Source organism: Achromobacter mucicolens (genome assembly GCF_902859725.1).
GTDB lineage: Bacteria > Pseudomonadota > Gammaproteobacteria > Burkholderiales > Burkholderiaceae_B > Achromobacter > Achromobacter mucicolens.
Window position 1 is genome coordinate 206,778 of sequence record NZ_CADIJP010000009.1, and the last position, 23,364, is coordinate 230,141.

Annotated in this window: 21 protein-coding genes; 15 read left to right on the forward strand and 6 right to left on the reverse strand. The window is 64.6% G+C overall.

The window, feature by feature from the left end:
- Nucleotides 1–101 precede the first annotated feature (101 nt).
- On the forward strand, nt 102–896 hold the full coding sequence (locus HV786_RS13770; RefSeq protein ID WP_056319529.1) for an exodeoxyribonuclease III: 795 nt from the start codon (nt 102–104) through the stop codon (nt 894–896).
- A gap of 412 nt (nt 897–1,308) precedes the next feature.
- A complete protein-coding gene (gene gdhA, locus HV786_RS13775; protein ID WP_056319526.1) occupies nt 1,309–2,655 on the forward strand; it encodes an NADP-specific glutamate dehydrogenase in 1,347 nt (448 codons plus the stop codon).
- A gap of 154 nt (nt 2,656–2,809) precedes the next feature.
- Here the strand turns inward: gdhA and HV786_RS13780 are convergent, their stop codons facing one another.
- Both HV786_RS13780 and HV786_RS13785 read right to left on the reverse strand, forming a co-directional pair.
- Nucleotides 2,810–3,301: a copper chaperone PCu(A)C gene (locus HV786_RS13780; protein ID WP_062838924.1), complete on the reverse strand. Its 492-nt coding sequence runs from the start codon at nt 3,299–3,301 to the stop codon at nt 2,810–2,812.
- 18 nt (nt 3,302–3,319) lie between these two features.
- Nucleotides 3,320–4,219, reverse strand: coding sequence for a LysR family transcriptional regulator ArgP (locus tag HV786_RS13785; protein ID WP_063955095.1), 900 nt, complete (start codon nt 4,217–4,219; stop codon nt 3,320–3,322).
- A 156-nt stretch (nt 4,220–4,375) separates the two neighbouring features.
- Between HV786_RS13785 and HV786_RS13790 the strand changes: the two genes are divergently transcribed.
- The 6 genes from HV786_RS13790 to HV786_RS13815 all read left to right on the forward strand — a co-directional run bounded on the left by HV786_RS13790 (nt 4,376) and on the right by HV786_RS13815 (nt 11,191).
- The gene (locus HV786_RS13790) at nt 4,376–5,008 is read left to right on the forward strand and encodes a LysE/ArgO family amino acid transporter (protein ID WP_175211102.1); all 633 of its coding nucleotides are present in this window, start codon (nt 4,376–4,378) and stop codon (nt 5,006–5,008) included.
- A 76-nt stretch (nt 5,009–5,084) separates the two neighbouring features.
- Nucleotides 5,085–6,026 (forward strand): LysR substrate-binding domain-containing protein, encoded by a 942-nt coding sequence (locus tag HV786_RS13795; RefSeq protein ID WP_175211104.1) that lies wholly within the window; start codon nt 5,085–5,087, stop codon nt 6,024–6,026.
- Between the two features lie 321 nt (nt 6,027–6,347).
- Nucleotides 6,348–7,511, forward strand: coding sequence for an ABC transporter substrate-binding protein (locus HV786_RS13800; protein WP_056319508.1), 1,164 nt, complete (start codon nt 6,348–6,350; stop codon nt 7,509–7,511).
- A gap of 140 nt (nt 7,512–7,651) precedes the next feature.
- Nucleotides 7,652–8,524 (forward strand): branched-chain amino acid ABC transporter permease, encoded by an 873-nt coding sequence (locus HV786_RS13805; RefSeq protein WP_006216335.1) that lies wholly within the window; start codon nt 7,652–7,654, stop codon nt 8,522–8,524.
- A gap of 3 nt (nt 8,525–8,527) precedes the next feature.
- Complete coding sequence (locus HV786_RS13810; RefSeq protein WP_128829557.1) at nt 8,528–10,450, forward strand: branched-chain amino acid ABC transporter ATP-binding protein/permease; 1,923 nt, start codon at nt 8,528–8,530, stop codon at nt 10,448–10,450.
- Nucleotides 10,451–10,468: 18 nt separating this feature from the next.
- A complete protein-coding gene (locus HV786_RS13815; RefSeq protein WP_128829558.1) occupies nt 10,469–11,191 on the forward strand; it encodes an ABC transporter ATP-binding protein in 723 nt (240 codons plus the stop codon).
- Nucleotides 11,192–12,340: 1,149 nt separating this feature from the next.
- Here HV786_RS13815 and HV786_RS13820 read toward each other — a convergent pair.
- The 3 genes from HV786_RS13820 to HV786_RS13830 all read right to left on the reverse strand — a co-directional run bounded on the left by HV786_RS13820 (nt 12,341) and on the right by HV786_RS13830 (nt 14,166).
- The gene (locus HV786_RS13820; protein ID WP_056327382.1) at nt 12,341–12,766 is read right to left on the reverse strand and encodes an organic hydroperoxide resistance protein; all 426 of its coding nucleotides are present in this window, start codon (nt 12,764–12,766) and stop codon (nt 12,341–12,343) included.
- A 163-nt stretch (nt 12,767–12,929) separates the two neighbouring features.
- Nucleotides 12,930–13,391: a MarR family winged helix-turn-helix transcriptional regulator gene (locus tag HV786_RS13825; RefSeq protein ID WP_128829559.1), complete on the reverse strand. Its 462-nt coding sequence runs from the start codon at nt 13,389–13,391 to the stop codon at nt 12,930–12,932.
- Nucleotides 13,392–13,458: 67 nt separating this feature from the next.
- On the reverse strand, nt 13,459–14,166 hold the full coding sequence (locus HV786_RS13830) for a Crp/Fnr family transcriptional regulator (RefSeq protein WP_056327378.1): 708 nt from the start codon (nt 14,164–14,166) through the stop codon (nt 13,459–13,461).
- Nucleotides 14,167–14,334: 168 nt separating this feature from the next.
- Here HV786_RS13830 and HV786_RS13835 point away from each other — a divergent pair, with 168 nt between their 5' ends.
- The 7 genes from HV786_RS13835 (at nt 14,335) to HV786_RS13865 (ending at nt 22,921) form a co-directional block, all read left to right on the forward strand.
- Entirely contained in the window at nt 14,335–16,311 is a 1,977-nt protein-coding gene (locus tag HV786_RS13835; protein ID WP_128829560.1) for an AMP-dependent synthetase/ligase, read from the forward strand.
- 5 nt (nt 16,312–16,316) lie between these two features.
- The gene (locus HV786_RS13840) at nt 16,317–17,114 is read left to right on the forward strand and encodes an ABC transporter ATP-binding protein (protein WP_056327375.1); all 798 of its coding nucleotides are present in this window, start codon (nt 16,317–16,319) and stop codon (nt 17,112–17,114) included.
- 24 nt (nt 17,115–17,138) lie between these two features.
- Nucleotides 17,139–18,068 (forward strand): branched-chain amino acid ABC transporter permease, encoded by a 930-nt coding sequence (locus tag HV786_RS13845; RefSeq protein ID WP_056327372.1) that lies wholly within the window; start codon nt 17,139–17,141, stop codon nt 18,066–18,068.
- 23 nt (nt 18,069–18,091) lie between these two features.
- A complete protein-coding gene (locus HV786_RS13850) occupies nt 18,092–19,156 on the forward strand; it encodes a branched-chain amino acid ABC transporter permease (RefSeq protein ID WP_056327370.1) in 1,065 nt (354 codons plus the stop codon).
- Between the two features lie 134 nt (nt 19,157–19,290).
- Nucleotides 19,291–20,628: an ABC transporter substrate-binding protein gene (locus HV786_RS13855; RefSeq protein ID WP_081100873.1), complete on the forward strand. Its 1,338-nt coding sequence runs from the start codon at nt 19,291–19,293 to the stop codon at nt 20,626–20,628.
- Nucleotides 20,629–20,734: 106 nt separating this feature from the next.
- Nucleotides 20,735–21,571 carry an ABC transporter ATP-binding protein gene (locus HV786_RS13860; RefSeq protein ID WP_128829561.1) on the forward strand — a complete coding sequence of 279 codons (837 nt, stop codon included), beginning with the start codon at nt 20,735–20,737 and terminating at the stop codon, nt 21,569–21,571.
- Between the two features lie 81 nt (nt 21,572–21,652).
- Nucleotides 21,653–22,921 (forward strand): phenylacetate--CoA ligase family protein, encoded by a 1,269-nt coding sequence (locus tag HV786_RS13865; RefSeq protein ID WP_142052402.1) that lies wholly within the window; start codon nt 21,653–21,655, stop codon nt 22,919–22,921.
- A gap of 16 nt (nt 22,922–22,937) precedes the next feature.
- Here HV786_RS13865 and HV786_RS13870 read toward each other — a convergent pair whose 3' ends face one another.
- Nucleotides 22,938–23,363, reverse strand: coding sequence for a DUF6691 family protein (locus HV786_RS13870; RefSeq protein WP_128829562.1), 426 nt, complete (start codon nt 23,361–23,363; stop codon nt 22,938–22,940).
- Nucleotide 23,364: the final 1 nt, after the last annotated feature.

The following is a 23,364-nucleotide window of genomic DNA, read 5'->3' on the forward strand; positions in this document are numbered from 1 at the left end:
ATTTTATCCGCTGTCGGGGACTTTCCTGGACGGCGCCGCCGAGTCGGTTAAATTCCTGGCATTGTCCGCCCCCCCTGCGGCCGCATTACAGGAGTTTCGCTTTGCTGCGCATCACGTCGATCAACCTCAATGGCATCCGGTCCGCCTTCAAGAAGGGCCTGCAACCGTGGATGGAAAAGCACGCCGCCGACGTGCTGTGCCTGCAGGAAATCAAGGTCTCCCACGAGGACCTGACCGACGACCTGCGCCATCCGCCCGGCTATACCGGCCACTTTCATCACGCCGTGAAAAAGGGCTACAGCGGCGTGGGCATCTACCTGCGAGACGCCGCCGAGCGCGTGAACAACGGCTTTGATTGTGAAGAGTTCGACAACGAAGGCCGCATCATCCGCGCCGACTGGAAGGATCTGTCGATCATCAGCGCTTACCTGCCTTCCGGCTCCAGCGGCGACGAACGCCAGCAGGCGAAGTACCGCTTCCTGGACCGGTTCGGGCCGTGGATCGATGCCCTGATGCACGAGCATAAGACGACCGGCCGCGAATTCGTCATCTGCGGCGACTGGAACATCGCGCACAAGGAAATTGACCTGAAGAATTGGAAGGGCAACATGAAGAACTCGGGCTTCCTGCCCGAAGAGCGCGCCTGGCTCACGGATGTCTTCGACAAGCGCGGCTTTGTGGACGTGTTTCGCACCATCGATGACCGTCCGGACCAATACACCTGGTGGAGCAACCGCGGCCAGGCCTGGGCCAAGAACGTCGGGTGGCGTATCGACTACCAGATCGCCACGCCGGGCATCGCCGCCAAGGCGCGTAACGTCGCCATCTACAAGGACGAACGCTTCTCGGATCACGCGCCGTTGACGATCGATTACGACACCACCTTGCGCGCGTGATTTTTCTCAATATTTAATTGGGGACTTATCACGCGCGGTCCACGGGCCGACGCGCATGCGCGCGGCCTGCGGATGCCCGCGCGGCCTGAGGGCACGAGCAGCCGCCTCTATGACGGGACAGGCATTTAAAACGGGGACATATTAATTTTCCCTGATATTTCAAACGTCACCCCCAAACGCGCACCTTTGTAATCCGCATCCCGGGACGCTCACCCACAAATACGTCCCCGATTTTTGCTTCAAAAAATCCGTTTGATATCAATGTGATGGCGCGGTTTTTCGCTTTGCGCAGGGCAACATTTTGCCCCTACAATCGCCGCACCATACCGGTGCAGTCTTGCACCAAAACAAACTGATCGCGCCCCAATCTAGCGCAATTTCCGCACCTATTCGAAGCACCCCCGAGGAGATCATGGTGAAAGTGCAGAGTCTGGACGACTTTCTGCGTGGCGTCGCCGCGCGCGACCCGCAGCAACCCGAGTACATGCAAGCCGTCCAGGAGGTGATGCTCAGCTTGTGGCCTTTCGTCGAGAAGCATCCCCACTACGCTGAACACGCCCTGCTCGAACGTCTGGTCGAACCCGAGCGCGTCATCCAGTTCCGCGTCTGCTGGACTGACGACCAGGGCCGCGCCCAGGTCAACCGCGCCTTCCGCATCCAGCACAGCTCGGCGATCGGCCCGTTCAAGGGCGGCATGCGCTTTCACCCGTCCGTGAACCTGTCGATCCTGAAGTTCCTCGCCTTCGAACAGACCCTGAAGAACTCGCTGACCACGTTGCCCATGGGCGGCGGCAAGGGCGGCTCGGACTTCGATCCCAAGGGCAAGTCCGATGCCGAAGTCATGCGCTTTTGCCAGGCGCTGATGATCGAGCTGTACCGCCACCTGGGCCCGGACACCGACGTGCCGGCCGGCGACATCGGCGTAGGCGCGCGCGAAGTCGGCTTCATGGCCGGCATGATGAAAAAGCTGTCCAACTCGACGGCCAGCGTGTTCACCGGCAAGGGCCTGACCTTTGGCGGCAGCCTGATCCGTCCCGAGGCCACCGGCTACGGCACCGTGTACTTCGCCGAAGAAATGCTCAAGCGCGTGGGCAAGTCCTTCGACGGCATGCGCGTTTCCGTGTCGGGCTCGGGCAACGTGGCGCAATACGCCATCGAGAAGGCGATGGCCCTGGGCGCCCGCGTCATCACCGTGTCGGATTCGAACGGCACCGTCGTCGACGAGGCCGGCTTCAACCACGAGAAGCTCGTGGCGCTGATGCACATCAAGAACGATCTGCGCGGCCGCCTGGACACCTACGCCCGCCAATTCGGCCTGCAGTACGAGGCCGGCAAGCGCCCGTGGCATGTGCCCGTCGACGTCGCCCTGCCGTGCGCCACGCAGAACGAGCTGGAGCTGTCGGATGCGCAGACGCTCATCAAGAACGGCGTGCTGGCCGTCGCCGAAGGCGCGAACATGCCCGCCACGCTTGAGGCCGCCAAGGCCTTCGTTGCCGCCCGTGTGCTGTACGCGCCGGGCAAGGCCAGCAACGCCGGCGGCGTGGCCGTGTCGGGCCTGGAAATGGCGCAGAACTCGGCCCGCCTGTCTTGGACCCGCGAGGAAGTGGACGCCCGCCTGCACGCCATCATGCGCGACATCCACGAAAACTGCGTGCGTCACGGCCACTCCGAGCGCGAGTACGTGAACTACCTGGACGGCGCCAACATCGCCGGCTTCGTGAAGGTCGCGGACGCCATGCGCCAGCAAGGCCTGTATTGATCGCTGCTCGCTGACCCTCGCCCGCAGCGGCGCAGGTAAGCGGACCAAGCAAAAGGCCGATTCATTGCGAGTCGGCCTTGTTATTGGCGGCGGCGGCAAGGCCGCCGCCGCTTGGCAAGACTGCCGCGCCCCCGGGGACGCGGGCTTGCCAGAATCAGTGCTTCATGCCGCCATGACCGTGGCTCATGCCGGGGTTGTGCGAGGCCGGCATGACCTTGAACTGCACCGCGACTTCGCCCGCCTTTTCGAACTTGAGCGTGGCGGGCACGGTGGCGCCGTCCTTGAACGGCGCCTTCAGCTTGATGAACATGACGTGGTAGCCGCCCGGGCTGAGCTTGACCTCGGTGTCGGCGGGCAGCGCGATGCCGCCTTCGACCTGACGCATCTTGGACACGCCGTTCTCGGTCTGCACGGTGTGCAGTTCCACACGTTCCGCTGCATCCGATGTCACGGACAGCAAGCGGTCCGGTGCCTTGGCGTCGTTGTCGATATCCATGTAGCCCGCACCGTTGGCCTGGCCCGGCGCGGAAGCGCGCACCCAGAGATCGTCGATTTCGACCTGGCCCACCTTGTAGTCCTTGGCCCACGCCGAACCGGCGGTGCACAGGCCAATCGCGGCAATGGCGGCAAACTTGCGGATGTTCATGCGTGTCCTCCTGAGACGTTAACGGCGCCTGACCAGACTGCGGGCGGCTGACAGCACCGCGTCGGTCAAGGCTTCCATGGCTTCGGAGTTTACCCGCCAATGCTGCCAGTAGAGCGGCACGTCCTCCCACGCCCGGCCGCGCAGCAGGACGAGTTGACCGGCATCAAGGTGTTCCTGCACCAAAGGCAGCGGGTTCATGGTCCAGCCCAACCCGCCCAGCGTCGCCTGCACGAATGCGCGTGTGGACGGCACCCACCAGACCGGCGGCTCCCACGGCGCGGGGTCGGCGATCTTGTGCGCAAAGCGCGCCTGCAGGGCGTCCTTGCGGTTGAACACCAGCACGGGCGCCTGAGCCAGCGTCTGCGCATTGACCCCCGACGCGAAGTAACGCTTGTGGAAATCGGGCGTGCAGGTGGCCACGTAGCGCATGCTGCCCAGCGCGTGGATGCGGCAACCCTGCACGGGATCGGCCAGCGTGGTCACGGCGCCCAGCACGGAACCGTTGCGCAGCAGGGCGGCCGTGTGATCCTGGTCTTCGGACAGCATGTCGAGCGTGGCGCGGGTGCGCGCGGCGAACTGCAGGGCGGCGTCGACAAACCAGGTTTCCAGGCTGTCGTGATTGACGGCGATCGGGATGCTGGCGTGGGGGATGTCGTCATCGGCCACGCCCAGCCGGTTCAGCGCGTCGTGCTCGAGCAAGGCAGTCTGCTCGGCCAATTGGACCAGCACCTGGCCATCGGCCGTGGCAGCGGCGGGCACGGTGCGCTGGACCAGCAACCGGCCCATGCGGTCTTCCAGGGCCTTGATCCGTTGCGACACCGCCGACGGCGTGACGCTGAGCGATAGCGCCGCGCGCTCGAAACTGCCTTCGCGCACCACCGCGGCCAGAGCGCGCAGGTTGCCGTGATCGATTTTCATGACATTAGCTGTGCTTAATATAGTGAAGGAAAATTAGCTGTATTTCATATGCATGGCAAGGGAAAATCTCACCATGCCGCCCGCTCCACGCGCCCGGCAACCCATCGAAGCGCCGCCACAGGCGTTGCAGTCACCGGTTTCACAGGTATCCCTTCCATGTTTGCCACGTTGTCATCCCCCGCCTTCCTCACCGCCTGGGCCAGCGGCACGGCCACGGGCCTCGGCCTGTTCGCTGTCGTGGGCGCGCAAAGCGCGTTCATCCTGCGCCAGGGCCTCATGCGCGCGCACCTGCTCAGCGTGGTCGCCATCTGCGCGTTGATCGACCTGGTGTTCATCTTCGCGAGCGTGTCCGGCCTGCAGGCGCTGACCGCGTGGTTCCCCTGGCTGACCACCGCCGTGCTGTGGTTCGGCGTGGCCTTTCTGACCTGGTACGCGGCGCAGTCCGCGCGCCGCGCCTGGACGGCCACGGGCGGCCTGGCCGCCGCCCGCGACGTGGTGCCGTCGCGCCGCGCCGCCATGCTGGGCGCGCTGGGCTTTTCGCTGCTCAATCCGCATTTCTGGCTGGACATGGTGGTGGTGGGCTCGCTGGCGCACGGCTTCGAAGACGCCCGCATGGCCTTCGCGGCCGGCGCCTTCACGGCCAGCTTGCTGTGGCTCGCCGTGCTGGGCGTCGGGTCGCGCCTCTTCGCCCCGTTCTTTGCCAGCGCGACGGCTTGGCGGGTCCTGGACGGCGTCATCGCCGCAGTCATGGCCGGGTTGGCGGTCAGCCTGGCGGTCAAGGGCGTCTGAGGCTCGCAGGCCAGCACTTTTATAATCGTCGCCTCACCAATTTCTGTCGGGCGCAGGGCCGGCCCGCCACCGCTCCATGCGCGGACCTTCCCCTTCCAAAGATGTGCGCCTGCCGCCGCTTGCCGCCATCCAGGCGTTCGAAGCCGCGGCGCGGCTGGGTTCTTTCGAGCGCGCCAGCGAAGAGCTCTTTGTCACCGCCAGCGCCATCGGCAAGCGCATTGCCTCGCTTGAGACGCTGCTGGACGTCACCCTCTTCATCCGCAGCAGCCGCGGCGCAACCTTGAGCGCGGCGGGACGCGAGTATCTGGAACAGGTGCGCACGGCGCTAGACCTGCTGTCGGACGCATCGCTGCACAAGCGCAACGAACCCAAGCTGGAAACGCTGCGCGTGGTGTCCACGCCCACGTTTGCCCGGCAGGTACTGATCCCCGCCCTGCCCGGCTTCACCGCCGCGCATCCCGACGTCGAACTGGAGATCATGCTGTCCATTCCCTACCTGGACATCATGCCGCCCAATGCCGATGTGTGGATCCGCTTCGGCAGCGGCAAGTATCCCGGCCTGCATGCACACCCCCTGACGCACGATCCCGTGTTCGCGGTGTGCTCGCCCGGCTATCAGGCGGCGCGCGGCCCGTTCCAGCGGCCGGCGGACCTGGCCCGCGCCGACCTGCTGCGTTGCCCGATGGAGCCTTGGCGTCCGTGGCTGGCGGCAGCGGGCCTGGACTGGCCCGAGCCGTCGCGCGGCGTGTGGCTGGTGGACCTGGGCATGATGCTCGCCGCCGCACGCGCGGGCCAGGGCGTGGCGCTGACGCGCCGGTCGCTGGCCGCCGAGTGGCTGGACGAAGGCAAGCTGGTGCGCCTGCTGGACGTGGAAATCCCCGGCGAGTCGCAGTACTACCTGTGCACCGAAACCACACGTGCACCTGGCGGCGCAGTCCAGGCGTTTTCCCTATGGCTGACCGAGGTCTGCCAGCGCGCAGCCCAATGGCCACGCGGGCCCGGGGCCAGTCAGGAATAAATTTCCACTCGATGGCGGAATGATTTTCCGCACGACGCCGCATCCTGATCGCTAGGATGCGGCCAGCACGTCTGCGCGCGCCCGGTGCACCGATGCGGCTGCGGGCCCGCCATCAGGCTAAAGACGTTCAGCAGTCTGAAAGGAACCTTGCAGCCGCACTAGGTATTTACGCGGAAAAGCACCGCCGGGTCAGATTCGCGTAAGCGATTAAGCAGACAGTCACCACACGCAACAAAGGAGCGCGCCAACAAAACATCCCACGCCGACTGGCGCCGGCACACGGCTTTCCACGCAGTTCACCCAATTACAACGGAGACATCCATGGATTTTCGTTTGAAGCTGCTTGCAGGAACCCTTGCATTTGCCGTATCGGCCGCGTCCTACGCCGCCGACCCCATCAAGATCGGCGTGGCCGGCCCCTACACCGGCGGTTCGTCCTCCATGGGCGTCAGCATGCGCGACGGCGTGCGCCTGGCCATCGAAGAGATCAACAAGAACGGCGGCGTGCTGGGCCGCCAGCTCGTCGCCGTCGAACGCGATGACGAAGCCAAAAACGAGCGCGGTGTGCAGATCGCGCAGGAACTGATCAACAAGGAACAGGTGACGGCCACCGTCGGCTACATCAACACTGGCGTGGCGCTGGCCTCCCAGCGCTTCTACCAGGACGCCAAGATCCCGGTGTTCAACAACGTGGCAACCGGCAGTGTGATCACGCATCAGTTCAAGGCGCCGGAATACCCCGACAACTACGTGTTCCGCAACGCGGCGCATGACAGCATCCAGGCCCCGATGATCGTCGAAGAAGCGATCACGCGCCGCGGCTTCAAGAAAGTGGCGATCCTGGCCGACTCCACCAACTACGGTCAGCTTGGCCGCGAGGATCTGGAGAAAGCGCTGGACGCCAAGGGCATCAAGCCCGTGGCCGTCGAAAAGTTCAACATCAAGGACGTCGACATGACGGCCCAGCTGCTCAAGGCCAAGGCCGCGGGCGCCGAAGCCGTGCTGACCTACGGCATCGGCCCCGAACTGGCGCAGATCGCCAACGGCATGACCAAGCTGGGCTGGAAGGTGCCGATCATCGGCAGCTGGACGCTGTCGATGGCCAACTACATCGACAACTCCGGCGCCAACGGCGAAGGCGCGCGCATGCCGCAGACCTTCATCCAGGACCCGGACACGCCCAAGCGCAAGGCGTTCATCGACGCCTACCTGGCCAAGTTCAAGCCCAAGAACAACCGCATCGACTCACCGGTGTCGGCCGCGCAGGGCTATGACTCGATCTTCCTGCTGGCAGCCGCCATCAAGCAGGCAAACTCCACCGACGGTCCCAAGGTGCGCGAAGCGCTTGAGAACCTGCAGACCCCGGTCGAGGGCGTGGTGATGACCTACAACAAGCCCTTCTCGCACGACAACCACGACGCGATCACCGCCAAGGAAGTGGTCATCGGCGAGGTCAAGGGCGGCCGGGTCGTCAAGGCCAACTAATCCCGACAAGCAGGAAGGCGGCGGCTGCCCGGCCGCCGCCGCCCGCGCCCCAAGCTCAGGGCGCGGGGCATGCAGCCGCCTGAAAACAGCGTTCTGCCCAAGGGGGTTGGGACGGAACACAGCGCCTCAAGACACACACCATGATTCTTCTACAGCTCATCTATAGCGGTATCGCGCTAGGCATGATCTACGCGGTCATTGCCTTCGGCTACCAGCTCACCTTCGCCACGTCCGGCACCTTGAACTTCGGCCAGGGCGAAGCCCTGATGCTGGGTGCGCTCGTCGGTCTGACGCTTGTCGGACTGGGCGTGAACTACTGGGTCATGATTCCCATCGTCTGCATCTTCGGCTTCGCGCAGGGCGCGCTGGTCGAGCGCGTGGGCGTGCGGCCCGCCATCAAGACGCGATCCGAATTCGGCTGGATCATGGCCACCATTGCGCTGGGCATCATCTTCAAGAACGTGGCCGAGAACATCTGGGGCCGCGACGACCTGCGCTTTCCTTCGCCGTTGCCCGAGGCGCCCATCCAGGTGCTGGGCGCGAACGTCTTGCCGATGGAGCTGCTGGTGGTGTTCGGCGCGCTGGGCATGATGATCCTGGTGGAGATCTTCAACCGCAAGTCGATCTACGGCAAGGCCTTCGTCGCCACGTCCAACGACCGCGACGCGGCCGGTCTGATGGGCATCAACACGGGCATGGTCATCACGTTCTCGTATGCGCTGTCGTCGCTGACCGCGGCGTTCGCCGGCGTGCTGGTCGCGCCGCTGACGCTGACCGGCGCCACGATGGGCGCGGTGCTCGGCCTGAAGGCGTTTGCCGTCGCGATCATTGGCGGCCTGTCCAGCGGGATGGGCGTCGTGGTGGGCGGGCTGATCCTGGGGATCGCCGAGACGACCACCGGTTTCTATCTATCAACGGGATACAAAGACGTGCCGGGATTGGTATTGCTGTTGCTCGTTCTGACCTTCAAGCCCGCCGGCCTGTTCGGCAAGACCGCGATCAAGAAGGTGTAAGCGATGAAACCCCTGCACCTTCTCCTATCCATCGTGGCCGTGGCCTGCCTGGCCGCCGTGCCGCTGGGCGTGACCAACACGTATTACCTGCACCTGATTGAAACCATCATGATCTATTCGATCCTGCTGTTCGGGCTCGATATCGTGGTGGGGTACACCGGCCAGGTGTCGCTGGGCCACGCGGGCCTGTTCGGCATCGGCTCGTATGTGGCCGGCGTGCTGGTCTTTCACCTGCAGATTCCGATCTGGCTGACGCTACCCGCCGCCATCCTCATTGCCGCCGCCTTCGGCGCGGTGCTGGCCCTGCCGGCGCTGCGCGTTACGGGCCCCTATCTGGCGATGGTGACGCTGGCATTCGGCACGATCATCCAGATCCTGATCAACGAGATGACCTTCCTGACCGAAGGCCCGCTCGGAATCAAGATCTCCAAGCCGTCCATCGCCGGGCACGTGCTGACCAAGGCCGAGTATTTCTGGCTGGTCGCCGCGCTGCTGGTGATCTCGCTGATCGTGGTGCACCGGATCCTGAAGTCGCACCTGGGCCGCTCGTTCGAAGCCCTGCGCGACAGCCCGATCGCCTCGGACTGCATGGGCGTGTCGGTGTACCGCCACAAGGTGATCGCCTTCGTCATCAGTGCCGGTTTCGCCGGGCTGGCGGGCGCGCTGTATTCGTATTCCGAACAGTACATCTCGCCGAACACGTACAACTTCGAGCTCACGATCCTGTTCCTGCTGGCCATCATCATGGGCGGACGCAAGAGCCGAACCGGCGCCTTGCTGGGCGCGTCGATCATCGTGCTGCTGCCCAAGATGCTGGACGACATCGGCACATTCCGCCTGATCGCGCTGGCGGTGGCGATCCTGGTGACGGTAGGCAGCGCCGTGGCCATCTCGAAGGGCCGCACCGAGCCGCGCAAGGTTGCGGTGCCGGTGATCGGGACGATCGTGCTGGCCATCTTCTCGTACTGGCTGGAGGCCGTGACCGACTGGCGTCTGACCATCTTCGGCGCCATGATCCTGTTCGTCGTGTATTACCTGCCCGACGGCATCGTGGGCTTCGTGCGCAACCTGTTCTTCTCCACGCGCCGCGCTGCGCTGACGGTGAAGAAGGACCTGGTGAAGGAACAGGACGCCGTGCCCGACGCGGTGGCCGGCAAGGGCGAAACCCTGCTGGCGGCCAAGAACGTGCTGATGCAGTTTGGCGGCCTGAAGGCGCTGAACGAAGTGGACCTGACCGTCAAGCGCGGCACGATCCACGGGTTGATCGGACCGAACGGCTCCGGCAAGAGCACCATGATGAACGTGCTGACCGGCATCTACGTGCCCACGGCCGGTGCGGTGGAGTTTTCCGGTAAGTCGCTTGTTGGCCTGCCCCCGGCTCATATCGCCGAGGCCGGCATCGCCCGCACATTCCAGAACGTGCAGCTCTTTGGCGAGATGACCGCGCTGGAGAACGTGCTGGTGGGCCTGCACCACACCTTCACGACGGGACTGGCGGCCATCGCGCTGCGCACGCCCAAGTGGAAGACCGAAGAACAGGGCGCACGGGCGCGGGCCATGGCGCTGCTGGAATTCGTGGGGCTGGAGTCGCTGGCCAACGAAGAGGCGCGCAACTTGCCCTACGGCAAGCAGCGCCTGCTTGAGATCGCACGCGCGCTGGCGCTGGATCCGCAACTGCTGCTGCTGGACGAGCCGGCGGCCGGCCTGACAGCGCCCGACATCGTGGAGCTGCTGGCCATCATCCGCAAGGTGCGCGACCACGGCATCACGCTGATCCTCATCGAACACCACATGGATGTGGTGATGGGGGTGTGCGACACCGTGTCGGTGCTGGACTTCGGCCAGAAGATCGCTGAGGGCCTGCCCAATGAAGTGCAAAGCAACGCCAAGGTGATCGAGGCGTATCTGGGCGGCGCGCCCGCCTGACGCCAAGGGGACAACAAGATGCTATCGATCAAGAATCTGGAAGCAGGCTACGGCAAGGTGAAGGTGCTGCACGGCATCAGCATGGAGGTGCCCAAGGCAAAGGTGGTCACGCTGATCGGCTCGAACGGGGCCGGCAAGACGACGACGATGCGGGCATTGTCGGGGATGATCCGGCCGACGGCGGGGGAGATCACGCTGGGCAGCAAGCGCATCGACGGGATGGAGTCGCATCGGATTGCCCGATTGGGACTGGCGCATTCGCCGGAAGGACGCCGGGTGTTTCCGACGCTGTCGGTGACGGACAACCTGCTGCTGGGCGCGTTTCCCCGCCTGACGGGTAGCCGTCCTAAGGGTGACGTGCAGGCGGATCTGGGGCGGGCGATGGACCTGTTCCCGCGCTTGAAGGAACGGCGCGATCAGCTGGCAGGCACGTTATCGGGCGGCGAACAGCAGATGCTGGCGATGGCGCGTGCGGTGATGCTGAACCCGGAACTGGTGCTACTGGACGAGCCGTCGATGGGACTGGCGCCGATTCTGGTGGAGGAAGTGTTCCGGATCATTGCACGGCTCAAGGAAGAAGGCGTGACGATGCTGCTGGTGGAGCAGTTCGCGGCGGCGGCGTTGAATGTCGCGGATTATGGATATGTGCTGGAGAATGGGCGGATTTCCGTGCATGGGAGTGCGGACAAACTGAAGCATGATCCGGCTGTGGTGGCGGCTTATTTGGGTGGGGCGCATTGAGGTTTATTGGGGGTTTTTTTAGGCTGGCGTTGAGGGTGGTTCTTTAGACGCCCGCCGCAGCGGGGGCCGAGGCGCGCGGGGCTACGATTGCGGTCCGGAGCCTTCGCTCCGGACTACCCCTTCGTCAACCTCGTACGCCTTCGGCTCCCTTCGGTTTCCCTCGGGCGCATCTACACGCCCCGCGCGCCTCGGCCCCCGCTGCGACGGGCTCTTGTAGATTCAGCTTTGCGGTCTGCGGGGCGAGTGGGGTTCTTTAGGTTCTTGCCCACGGTGGGGGGAGAGAGAAAGATCTTGCGGGGCCCGCCCGCGGCGGCCGCGCGGGCGGCCTTCGGGGGCTTACGCGGCGACTTGCGTCGGGGCGATGACGCTTCGCGTGTGGCTGCTTCTGCTCTAGGTGTCTGACACCCGGGTAAGATTCGCATCATACCTAGTGCATCTCCCAAGGGTGTCAGACACCGGCAGCGGCAGACGCTCTGGGCAGATTCAGGCCGTGACGGCAATAGTCATCAGTTGAACTCCAGTGCCCGATGGGCGGCGCGTACGGGTCGGCAAGTTGTAGCTGACCGTCGCCGCGCCGCCCATCACCGCTCTCCCCCCTCTGACGAGCGTCATTCGAAAACCAATCTGCGCACGCGCGCAAGCGCACCCCGCACCGACGACCCACGTCTCCGATGCCGATTGCCGCCGCCCGGGCGGCAGCAATTCGGCGGCCCCGCAAATCCCCTTCCCTGACCACAGGTCTTACAGCGCCACATACCAAAGACCCTGGCAGCACGGCGTCGCGGTCACCGTGGGTGCGAGCGCCGTCGATGCGCCCGAGGGAATCTGAAGGGAGCCGAAGGCGGACGAAGATGACGAAGGGGGAGTCCGGAGCGAAGGCTCCGGACCGCGATCGTGGGCGATCGTGCCCACGGTGACCGCGGCGTCGGGCGACCTACGAAGAACCTCGTGGCAGACCTACATATAACCTACGAAGGCCCTAGTGGCACGGAGTGCGGTCGCCCTGAAGAACTCACATCACAGCACGAGGATCATCAATCCACGAACCGCAGCGCAATAAAAAATGGGCCTATGCAGGCAACCGACCAGATCAGTCATCCCCTGCAAGGCCCACTTCGCCGTCACATCAACCTCAATGCAACGTCAACCTCAAACGATCGTCAGCGTCACGTCGATGTTGCCGCGCGTGGCGTTCGAGTACGGGCACACGATGTGTGCGGCTGCGACCAGCTTTTCGGCTTCGGCACGGTCCAGTCCCGGCAGCGAGATCTTCAGTTCGACTTCGATGCCGAAACCGGTGGGGATCGCGCCGATGCCGACGGTGCCGTTCACGGACACGTCTGCCGGGATCGCGATCTTGTCGCGGTTGGCGACGAACTTCATCGCGCCCAGGAAGCAGGCCGAGTAGCCGACGGCGAACAGTTGTTCCGGGTTCGTGCCCGCGGCGCCGGCGCCGCCCAGTTCGCGCGGGGTGGTCAGCTTGACGTCCAGGTTGCCGTCGTCGCTGACGCCACGGCCTTCGCGGCCTCCGGTGGCGGTGGCGTTGGCGCGGTAGAGGACTTTTTCGATAGACATGGTGTGGTTCCTTTGAATGAGAGTTTGAACTGCTTGCCTTGCGGGACCCTTCCCGTGTTGGCGGTCAACGATGAACTTGCGGCTTGCCTGAAAATTTAAATAGTGAACAACAATATCGTGCGCTACTTATAAAACCGGATGATGACAGTCATCACCCGCAACCTCAAAGACTTTCGACCAGCTTTTCCCGCAGCGCGTGCAGCGTCTTCGTCATGCCCTGCGCTTCGTCCAGCGAACACTGCGCCGCCGCACCGACCGCATGCGGCACCGCTTCGGCCTTTTCGCGCAGGTCGCGGCCCTGCTTGGTCAGGCTCACGATCACTTGGCGTTCGTCGTTCACGGCGCGCTTGCGCGTCACCAGGCCGGCGGCTTCCAGGCGCTTGAGCAGCGGCGTCAGCGTTGCGGAATCCAGGAACAGGCGGTCGCCGATATCCGTCACCGTAATCTCGTCGCCTTCCCACAGCACCAGCATCACCAGGTATTGCGGATAGGTCAGATCCAGCCCGCGCAACAGCTTGCGGTACACCTTGTTCATCGCCAGCGAGGTCGAGTACAGGGCGAAGCACAACTGGCTGTCCAGCAGCAGCGGGTTGAAAACGCCTTTGGTCTTGTTTCTGGATTTCATTGCGCAATATTAAATAGCGCACGATTTATCGTCAACACTTTTTTTTGCGCGTCAGCTTGCCCCCGGCTTACGCCGCCTGCTCCGTTTCCGACGTGCCCCGATCCGACCCGTATTGCTTCAGGCCGTCCAGATCCAGCACGCGCACCGCGCCATATTCGACGTTCAGCAATCCCGCTTCCTCCAGCTTGCGCAACGCCTGATTGGCGCGCTGGCGCGAGACACGGGCCAGATAGCCGACTTCTTCCTGCGTAATCGTCAGGCGCATGCCCATGCCCGGATACAGCAAAGGGTTGAAGAGCTCGGCCAGACAGCGGGCGACGCGCGCGTCGGGATCCAGCAGACGGTCGTACTCCGCCTTGCCGATGAACTGCGCCACGCGCTCGTTCAATTGGTGCAGCAGGTAGCGGTTGAACGGAATACTGGTATCCAGCAACCAGTCGAACGTCGCGCCCGGCAGGCGCGCCACCACCGAGTCGCGCAGCGCCACGATGTCATATTTGCGGACCTCGCGCTTCAGGAGCGAGCCCTCGCCGATCCAGCCGCCGGCGGGCACGCCCGTCAGCGATGCGACCTTGCCTTCCGAATTGCCCACCGACACCTTCACCAGTCCCGCGAGCACACCGATCCATGCCTGGGCGAGTTCGCCTTTGCGCTCTATGATCGATCCGGCAACGACCTGCTGCACGGAAAGGTCCCGCTCCACGCGCGCTTGCTGTTCGGCGTCGAGTACGCGGAACCAGGCGGCGGCGAGTTGCAGGGAGTCGGATAGCTGCATCGGGAATACCCTAAAAGGTCCTTGAATGTCGCGATGGTGACAGTTGGTAGCAACCCAACCTTATACCTTAACTCCTGCCGTAAATCTAAAACCAACTGGTCAAGCACGCCGCCGCAGCCGCTTCAACGCAGGCACCGCGCGCGATGCGCCCAAACCGGAGGAGACAACGTGGCACATTCATCGCCCGCATCTGCACAGATGCCGGCGGCGCCGGACACCTTTCCGGCGCTGCTGCTCGCGCATGCCAACGTTCGTGGGTCGCGGCCCGCGATACGAGAGAAAGACCTGGGGATCTGGCAAACCCTGACCTGGTCCGAAGTGGCGGAGCATGTCCGTCACGTCGCGCAGGGTCTTGCGTCGCTTGGCATCCAGCCCGGCATGCATGTGGCCGTCATCGGCGAGAACCGCCCGCGCCTGTACATGGCCATGATGGCCGCGCAGTCGATCGGTGCGATTCCCGTTCCGCTCTATCAGGACGCCGTGGCCCAGGAAATGGTCTACGTGCTGCAGGATGCGGAGATCAGCGTCGCGATCGTCGAGGACCAGGAACAGGTCGACAAGATGATCGAGGTGCGCGAGCAGTGCCCCGCGCTCAAGCACGTCGTCTTCGACGACCCGCGCGGCCTGCGCCACTATGCCGATCCCATGCTGCTGTCTTATGAGCAACTGGAAGCGCTGGGTGGCGAATACGCGGCCAAGCACCCCGACTTTTACGCGCGCGCCGTGGCCGCCGTGCAGCCGCAGGACCCCGCGGCGATGTTCTACACGTCCGGCACGACGGGCAAGCCCAAGGGCGTCGTGCTGACGCACCACGCGCTCATCGACCGCGCGCGCGCCGTGTCCGACATGGAAAAACTGACCGACCAGGAAGACGTGCTGGCCTACCTGCCGCCCGCCTGGATCGGCCAGAACATGTTCTCGTACACGCAGCTGCTGGTCACGGGCTTCACGGTGAATCATCCCGAGTCGCCCGATACGGTGTCGATCGACATGCGCGACATCGGCCCCACCTATTACTTTGCGCCGCCGCGCGTGCTGGAAGGCCTGCTGACGCACGTGATGATCCGCATGGAAGACGCGGGATATCTCAAGCGCAAGCTGTTTGGCGCCTGCATGAAGCTGGCGCGCCGCGTCGGCACCAAGATTCTGGACGGCGAGTCCGTGAACGCCTGGGACCGCATGCGCTATGCATTGGGCAACGTGCTGATCTATGGCCCGCTGCGCAACGCCCTGGGCATGAGCCGCGTGCGCGTGGCCTACACGGCGGGCGAGGCCATCGGGCCCGACCTCTTTGTGTTCTACCGCTCCATCGGCATCAACCTCAAGCAGTTGTACGGGTCCACCGAGACCTCGGTGTTCGTCTGCGTGCAGCCCGACGGTCAGGTGCGCGACGACACCGTCGGACCGCCCGTGGCCGGCGTGGAAATCCGCGTGGCCGACAACGGCGAGATCCTGGTCAAGAGCCCGGGCCTGTTCAAGGAGTACTACCGCAATCCGGACGCCACGGCCGAGGCGCGCAGCGCTGACGGCTGGTTCCACACAGGCGATGCCGGTTACCTGGACACCGACGGACAGCTCAAGATCATCGATCGCGCCAAGGACGTGGGCAAGCTGGCCAACGGCAGCCTCTTCGCGCCCAAGTACATCGAGAACAAGCTCAAGTTCTTCCAGCACATCAAGGAAGCGGTGGCGTTCGGCGCAAACCGCGAGGATGTGTGCGCGTTCATCAACATCGACCTGGAAGCCGTGGGCAACTGGGCCGAGCGCCGCGGCCTGGCCTACGCCGGCTACACGGACCTGGCGGGCAAGGACGAGGTCTATCAGCTCATTGCCGAATGCGTGGAGCAGGTCAATGCGGACCTGGCGACCGATCCCAAGCTGGCCGCCTCGCAGATCAGCCGCTTCCTGATCCTGCACAAGGAACTGGACCCCGATGACGACGAGCTGACCCGCACGCGCAAGGTGCGCCGCGCCTTCATCGCGCAGAAGTATGGCGTGCTGATCGAGGCGCTCTTTGGCGGCAAGCAGTCGCAGTTCATCGAGACCGAAGTGAAATTCGAAGACGGACGCACCGGCAAGATTTCGGCGGACCTGCGGATCTGCCCGGTCAAGACGTTTCCCGCCATCACCGCCCGAGCCGCGTAGAGATCATGAGCCATAACGACCGCGACCAGCGTATCGGCGATGTCATGCTGGACATGCAGAACATCTCCCTGTCCTTCGGCGGCGTCAAAGCGCTGACCGATATTTCCTTCAACGTGCGCGAGCACGAGATCCGCGCCATCATCGGGCCCAACGGCGCGGGCAAGAGCTCCATGCTCAACGTCATCAACGGCGTGTACACGCCGCAGCAAGGCGGCATTGAATTCCGCAACCAGCGGTTCTCGCGCATGAACCCGCGCCGCGCCGCCGAGATGGGCATCGCGCGCACGTTCCAGAACCTGGCGCTGTTCAAGGGCATGAGCGTGCTGGACAACATCATGACGGGCCGCAACCTGCGCATGAAGAGCGGCCTGCTGGCGCAGGCGTTCCGCCTGGGGCCTGCCGAGCGCGAAGAGATCCAGCATCGCGAGTTCGTCGAGAACATCATCGACTTCCTGGAAATCCAGGCCTACCGCAAGACGCCGGTCGGCCGCCTGCCCTACGGGCTGCAGAAGCGCGTCGACCTGGGCCGGGCGCTGGCGATGGAGCCGCGCCTGTTGCTGCTGGACGAGCCGATGGCCGGGATGAACATCGAGGAAAAGCAGGACATGAGCCGCTTCATCCTGGATGTGAACGATGAGTTCGGCACGACCATCGTGCTGATCGAACACGACATGGGCGTGGTCATGGACATCTCGGACCGCGTGGTCGTGCTGGACTACGGCAAGAAGATCGGCGACGGCAAGCCCGATGAGGTCCGCGCCAACGAAGACGTGATCCGCGCCTATCTCGGCGTGTCGCACTAAGCCGGACAACCAAGGCGGAAAGACATGGGATTTTTTCTAGAGACCTTATTCGGCGGCCTGATGAGCGGCATGCTGTACGCGCTGATCGGCCTGGGCTTCGTGCTGATCTTCAAGGCGTCCGGCGTCTTTAACTTCGCGCAGGGCGCGATGGTGCTGGTGGCGGCGCTGTCGATGGCGCGCTTTTCGGAATGGCTGCCGCGCTGGCTGGGCTTTGACAACATGATCCTGGCCAACGTGCTGGCGTTCATTGTCAGCGCCATCGTGATGTTCCTGCTGGCCGTGGCGATCGAACGCTTCGTGCTGCGCCATCTGGTCAACCAGGAAGCCACCACGCTCCTGATGGCCACGCTGGGCATCAGCTATTTCCTGGACGGACTGGGCCAGATCACGTTCGGCAGCTCGGTGTACTCCATCAATGTCGGCATGCCCAAGGATCCGCTGTTGATCCTGGACTCGGTGTTCGAGGGGGGGCTGCTCATCAACCTGGAGGACCTGACCGCGGCGGTCATTGCGGCGCTGCTGGTGGCGGCGCTGGCGCTCTTCTTCCAGTACACCTCGACGGGCCGCGCGCTGCGCGCCGTGGCCGACGACCATCAGGCCGCGCAGTCGATCGGCATTCCGCTGAACCGCATCTGGGTGATCGTGTGGAGCGTGGCGGGACTGGTGGCGCTGGTGGCCGGGATCATCTGGGGATCGAAGTTCGGCGTGCAGTTCACGTTGTCCACCGCCGCGCTGCGCGCGTTGCCGGTGGTGATCCTGGGCGGTTTGACGTCGGTGCCGGGCGCCATTCTGGGCGGGCTCATCATCGGGGTGGGGGAAAAGCTGTCCGAGGTGTATCTGGGGTCGCTGGTGGGCGGCGGCATCGAAATCTGGTTCGCCTATGTGCTGGCGCTGGTGTTCCTGCTGTTCCGTCCGCAAGGGCTGTTCGGCGAGAAGATCATCGACCGCGTCTAAGCCTGCGTCACCGAGGATAAAACATGTTCTATCGCGAAAACGGCCAATTCAAGACCAGCTATCGCGCTGACCAGCAGATCTTCCCGATCCGCCAGGATCGCGTCTTCATCTGGCTGCTGATGGCGGTGGCGTTCATCGCCGTGCCGGCGATGGCCAGCGACTATCTGCTGCGCGCCATCCTGATTCCGTTCCTGATCCTGGCGCTGGCCGCCGTGGGCCTGAACATCCTGGTCGGCTACTGCGGCCAGATCTCGCTGGGAACAGGCGCCTTCATGGCGGTGGGCGCGTATGCGGCGTGGAACTTCGGCGTGCGCTTTCCCGGCATGCCGCTGGTGGTGCAGATTCTCCTGGGGGGCTGCTTTGCCACCCTCGTCGGCGTGATCTTCGGCATCCCCAGCCTGCGCATCCGTGGCCTGTACCTCGCGGTGGCGACACTGGCCGCGCAGTTCTTCGTGGACTGGGCGTTCCTGCGCATCCCCTTCTTCACCAACTATTCGTCCTCGGGAAGCGTGTCGGTGCCGCCGCTCACGGCCTTCGGGCTGCCGGTGCAGAGCGCCATGGAGAAGTACCTGTTCGTGCTGATCCTGGTCGTCATCTTCAGCTTGCTGGCCAAGAACCTGGTGCGCGGCGCCATCGGCCGCCAATGGATGGCGATCCGCGACATGGACGTCGCCGCTTCCGTCATCGGCATCCGGCCCATGTACGCCAAGCTGACGGCGTTTGCGGTCAGTTCGTTCATCGTCGGCGTGGCCGGCGCCTTGTGGGGCTACATCCACCTGGGTTCGTGGGAGCCGCTGGCGTTCGACCTGGGCCGCTCGTTCCAGCTGCTGTTCATGGTCATCATCGGCGGGCTGGGTTCGATCATCGGCAGCTTCTTTGGCGCCGCGTTCATCGTGCTGGTGCCCGTGGCGCTGTCCAACATTCCGCACATGCTTGGCCTGCCGCTGTCGGTGGACACCGCCGCCCACATCGAGCACATGGTGTTCGGCGCGCTGATCGTGTTCTTCCTGATCGCCGAGCCGCACGGCCTGGCGCGGCTGTGGAGCATCGGCAAGGAGAAGCTCAGGATCTGGCCGTTCCCGCACTGATCGTGTTTCGTTTTGATTTCCGTGGGTCCATCGCAGCACAACCGCGCTGGACCCCCGCCCCGAATACCCGGCTCAAGACCGGGCCAATCCCGGTGTCACAGGGTTGACCGACCCAAACACCACGCAGGAGGTAAATGGAGATGAAGCGTCTTAACCTGAAGTTGGCGGCAGCCTTGATGGCCGCAGCCGGCGCCGCAGGCGCCGTGGCCACGCCGGCAATGGCGGCCGAAGAGCAGTTCGTTCCGTTGCTGGTGTATCGCACGGGATCGTTCGCGCCGCTGGGCATTCCCTGGGCCGATGGCAAGCTGGATTACCTGAAGCTCGTGAACGAGCGCGATGGCGGCGTGAACGGCGTCAAGATCACGTATGAAGAATGCGAAACCGCCTACGCCACGGACCGCGGCGTGGAATGCTACGAGCGCCTGAAGGGCAAGGGCACCGGCGCATCGGGCTTCGACACGCAGTCCACCGGCATCACCTTCGCGGTCAGCGACAAGGCCATCGTCGACAAGGTGCCCGTGGAAACGATGGGCTACGGCCTGTCGCAATCGGTGGACGGCAGCGTGTTCGAGTGGAACTTCCCGCTCTTGGGCACGTACTGGACCGCCGCCGACGTGATGATCCAGGACATCGCCAAGAAAGAAGGCGGCATGGACAAGCTCAAGGGCAAGAAGATCGCCCTGGTCTATCACGACTCGCCTTACGGCAAGGAACCGATCCCGCTGCTGCAAAAGCGCGCGGCCAAGGAAGGCTTTGAATTGCTGCTGTATCCGGTGACGGCGCCGGGCGTGGAGCAGAAGTCCACCTGGCTGCAGATCCGCCAGGCGCGCCCGAACTACGTGCTGCTGTGGAGCGCGGGCATCATGACGCCCACCGCCATCCGCGAAGCGCAGGCCAGCGGCTATCCGCGCGACAAGATGTACGCGATCTGGTGGGCCGGCTCGGAAGGCGACGTCAAGGACCTGGGCGATGTCGCCAAGGGCTACAACGCCATCACCATCCACAACAGCGGCGCCGACAGCGACAAGGTCTATGACGATCTGAAGAAGTACGTCTACGACAAGGGCCAGGGCGCGGACAAGACCGGCAAGACCACGCTGGGCACCATCGCCCATACGCGCGGCATGATGATCTCGATGCTGCAGGTCGAAGCGATCCGCGCCGCGCAGGAGAAGTACGGCAAGGGCAAGGCGCTGACGCCGGAACAGGTGCGCTGGGGCTTCGAGAACCTGGACCTGACGCAGGAAAAGCTCGACAAGCTGGGCTTTGGCCAGATCATGCGTCCGGTCAAGACCTCGTGCGCCAACCACAAGGGCGACGACTGGGCCCGCATCGTGCAGTGGGACGGTTCCAAGTTCAAGGTCGTTTCCGACTGGTATCAGGCCGACAAGACGATCCTGGACCCGATGGTCAAGGAATCGGCGGCCAAGTACGCCAAGGAAAAGAACATTACGCCCCGCAAGTGTGAGTGATGCCCCTGGAGCGCCCGCGGCGCCCACGCCGCGGGTGCGCAATGCATGTTGATATGACCCGGCGGCCGGCTTTCCGGCCGGCCGCCGCCACGCTGCAGGAATGTTTATGAACGACGCCAATATTGCCGCCGCAGGCACCCCACCGGTGCTGCTCGATGTGAACGGCATCGAGGTGATCTACAACCACGTGATCCTGGTGCTCAAGGGTGTGTCCCTGCAGGTGCCGGAAGGCAGGATCGTGGCGCTGCTGGGCGCGAACGGCGCGGGCAAGACCACCACGCTGCGCGCGATCTCCAATCTGCTCAAGGGCGAGCGCGGCGACGTCACCAAAGGCCACATCCAGTACCGCGGCCAGCGCATCGAAAAGCTGACGCCGGCCGAGCTGGTCAAGCGCGGCGTCGTGCAGGTGATGGAAGGTCGGCACTGCTTTGCCCACCTCACCATCGAGGAAAACCTGCTGACCGGCGCCTATACGCGCAGCATGAGCCGCGGCGACACCACGGCCGCGCTGGAACGGGTCTACCAGTATTTCCCGCGCTTGAAGCAGCGCCGCACCAGCCAGTCCGGATACACCTCGGGCGGCGAGCAGCAGATGACCGCGATCGGCCGCGCATTGATGGCCAACCCGAACATGATCCTGCTGGATGAACCGTCGATGGGGCTGGCGCCGCAGATCGTCGAAGAGATCTTCGAGATCGTGCGCGACCTGAACCAGCGCGAGCGCGTGAGCTTCCTGTTGGCCGAGCAGAACACCAACATCGCCCTGCGCTACGCCGATTACGGCTACATCCTGGAGAACGGGCGCGTGATGATGGACGGCGCCGCTGCCGATCTGGCGCAGAACGAGGACGTGAAGGAGTTCTACCTGGGCATCTCCAGCGGCGAGCGCAAGAGTTTCCGGGACAACAAGTTCTACCGCCGCCGCAAACGCTGGCTGGCCTGATTTCCGACGCGGGCAAGCCAGCGCTTGCCGCATGGCGCCGGCAACGGCGCCGCAAACCGGCACACGAGAAGGTGCGATTCCATGTCCGAGTTTTTCGATGACCTCGAAACCCGAGCGCCCGAGCAACGCGAGCGCGATCTGATGGCGGCCCTGCCTGGGGCGATTGCGCGGGCCATCGCGCGCGCGCCGGCCATCGCCGAGCAATTGCGCGGCGTGGACCCGGCCACGGTCACCTCGCGCGAGGCGCTGGCCCGGCTGCCGGTGCTGCGCAAGCATGAATTGCTTGAACGCCAGCAGCACAGCCGCGATGACGCCGCCCGGCCCGCTGGGCCCGCCAAGGCCTTCGGCGGCTTTTCCGCGATCGGCTGGGGCGAAGCAATGCGGGTGTTTGCCTCGCCCGGCCCGATCTACGAACCGGAAAGCGCGCGATCGGATTACTGGCGCTTTGCGCGCGCCCTGTACGCGGCGGGCTTTCGCGCCGGCGAACTGGCCTACAACTGCTTTTCCTATCACTTCACGCCGGCCGGCTCGATGATGGAGACCGCCGCCCATGCGGTGGGTTGCACCGTATTCCCTGGCGGCACCGGACAGACCGAACAGCAGGTGCGCGCGATTCAGGACCTGTCGCCCAGCGGCTACACCGGCACGCCCAGCTTCCTGAAGATCATCCTGGAAAAGTCCGATGAACTGGGTGTGAAGCTCGATTCGCTGCGCCGCGCGCTGGTTTCCGGAGAGGCCTTTCCGCCCTCGCTGCGCGACTGGCTGGCGGCGCGCGGCATCGACGGCTACCAGGCATACGGCAGCGCCGACCTGGGCATGATCGCTTTCGAGACGCCTGCCCGCGAGGGGCTGGTGGTGGGCGAGGACATCATCGTCGAAATCGTGCGTCCGGGCACTGGCGAGCCCGTGCGCGACGGCGAAGTTGGCGAGGTCGTGGTGACCACGCTGAACCCCGATTACCCGCTGGTGCGGTTCGGCACCGGCGACCTGTCGGCGGTGATGCCCGGCATTTCGCCGTGCGGGCGCACCAACACCCGCATCAAGGGCTGGATGGGGCGCGCCGACCAGACGACCAAGGTGCGCGGCATGTTCGTGCACCCCTCGCAGGTGGCCGACGTGGTCCGGCGGCATCCGGAAATCCTGCGGGCGCGGCTGGTCATCAGCGGCAGCACCGGCTCGGACCGCATGGTGCTCAAGGTGGAGTCGCGCGAGCAGAACGATGACCTGGCCAAGCGCATCGCCGATTCGGCGCGCGACGTGACCAAGCTGCGCGCCGATGTGCAATGGGTGGACGAAGGCGGCCTGCCGAACGACGGCAAGGTGATCGACGACATCCGCACGTACGAGTAAGGCGGCGGACGCGGGGTCAGGCGCCGCCGCGCCGGACGCGTTCGATGATGGCGTGGATCGCCATCCCCGCAAGCATGGCGACCACAAAAATGCCGGCCTCGCCGATGCCGGCCGCCGCGGCGACGACGGCGGGTCCGGGACAGAATCCCGCCACGCCCCAACCCACGCCAAACGCCAGGCTGCCGCCGGCCAGACGCCAGTCCAGCTGCGAGGCCTGCGGCCAGCGCATGGGTTCGCCCGACAGGCTGGCGCGTCGGCGACGCAAGAGCGCAAATCCGATGCTGGTCACGACGACGGCGCCGCCCATCACGAACGCCAGGGTGGGATTCCACAAGCCGGCCAGGTCCAGAAAACCCAACACGCGCGCGGGGTCGGCAAGTCCCGACACCAACAGGCCGAATCCGAAGACGAGCCCGGCGGCAAAAGCGTAGATCGCAGCCATG

Coding starts and splice junctions, on each gene's coding strand:
- gdhA (WP_056319526.1), top strand. CDS start 1,309: ATGGTGAAAGTGCAGAGTCTGGACGACTTTCTGCGTGGCGTCGCCGCG.
- HV786_RS13780 (WP_062838924.1), bottom strand. CDS start 3,301: ATGAACATCCGCAAGTTTGCCGCCATTGCCGCGATTGGCCTGTGCACC.
- HV786_RS13785 (WP_063955095.1), bottom strand. CDS start 4,219: ATGAAAATCGATCACGGCAACCTGCGCGCTCTGGCCGCGGTGGTGCGC.
- HV786_RS13790 (WP_175211102.1), top strand. CDS start 4,376: ATGTTTGCCACGTTGTCATCCCCCGCCTTCCTCACCGCCTGGGCCAGC.
- HV786_RS13795 (WP_175211104.1), top strand. CDS start 5,085: ATGCGCGGACCTTCCCCTTCCAAAGATGTGCGCCTGCCGCCGCTTGCC.
- HV786_RS13800 (WP_056319508.1), top strand. CDS start 6,348: ATGGATTTTCGTTTGAAGCTGCTTGCAGGAACCCTTGCATTTGCCGTA.
- HV786_RS13805 (WP_006216335.1), top strand. CDS start 7,652: ATGATTCTTCTACAGCTCATCTATAGCGGTATCGCGCTAGGCATGATC.
- HV786_RS13810 (WP_128829557.1), top strand. CDS start 8,528: ATGAAACCCCTGCACCTTCTCCTATCCATCGTGGCCGTGGCCTGCCTG.
- HV786_RS13815 (WP_128829558.1), top strand. CDS start 10,469: ATGCTATCGATCAAGAATCTGGAAGCAGGCTACGGCAAGGTGAAGGTG.
- HV786_RS13820 (WP_056327382.1), bottom strand. CDS start 12,766: ATGTCTATCGAAAAAGTCCTCTACCGCGCCAACGCCACCGCCACCGGA.
- HV786_RS13825 (WP_128829559.1), bottom strand. CDS start 13,391: ATGAAATCCAGAAACAAGACCAAAGGCGTTTTCAACCCGCTGCTGCTG.
- HV786_RS13830 (WP_056327378.1), bottom strand. CDS start 14,166: ATGCAGCTATCCGACTCCCTGCAACTCGCCGCCGCCTGGTTCCGCGTA.
- HV786_RS13840 (WP_056327375.1), top strand. CDS start 16,317: ATGAGCCATAACGACCGCGACCAGCGTATCGGCGATGTCATGCTGGAC.
- HV786_RS13845 (WP_056327372.1), top strand. CDS start 17,139: ATGGGATTTTTTCTAGAGACCTTATTCGGCGGCCTGATGAGCGGCATG.
- HV786_RS13850 (WP_056327370.1), top strand. CDS start 18,092: ATGTTCTATCGCGAAAACGGCCAATTCAAGACCAGCTATCGCGCTGAC.
- HV786_RS13855 (WP_081100873.1), top strand. CDS start 19,291: ATGGAGATGAAGCGTCTTAACCTGAAGTTGGCGGCAGCCTTGATGGCC.
- HV786_RS13860 (WP_128829561.1), top strand. CDS start 20,735: ATGAACGACGCCAATATTGCCGCCGCAGGCACCCCACCGGTGCTGCTC.
- HV786_RS13865 (WP_142052402.1), top strand. CDS start 21,653: ATGTCCGAGTTTTTCGATGACCTCGAAACCCGAGCGCCCGAGCAACGC.
- HV786_RS13870 (WP_128829562.1), bottom strand. CDS start 23,363: ATGGCTGCGATCTACGCTTTTGCCGCCGGGCTCGTCTTCGGATTCGGC.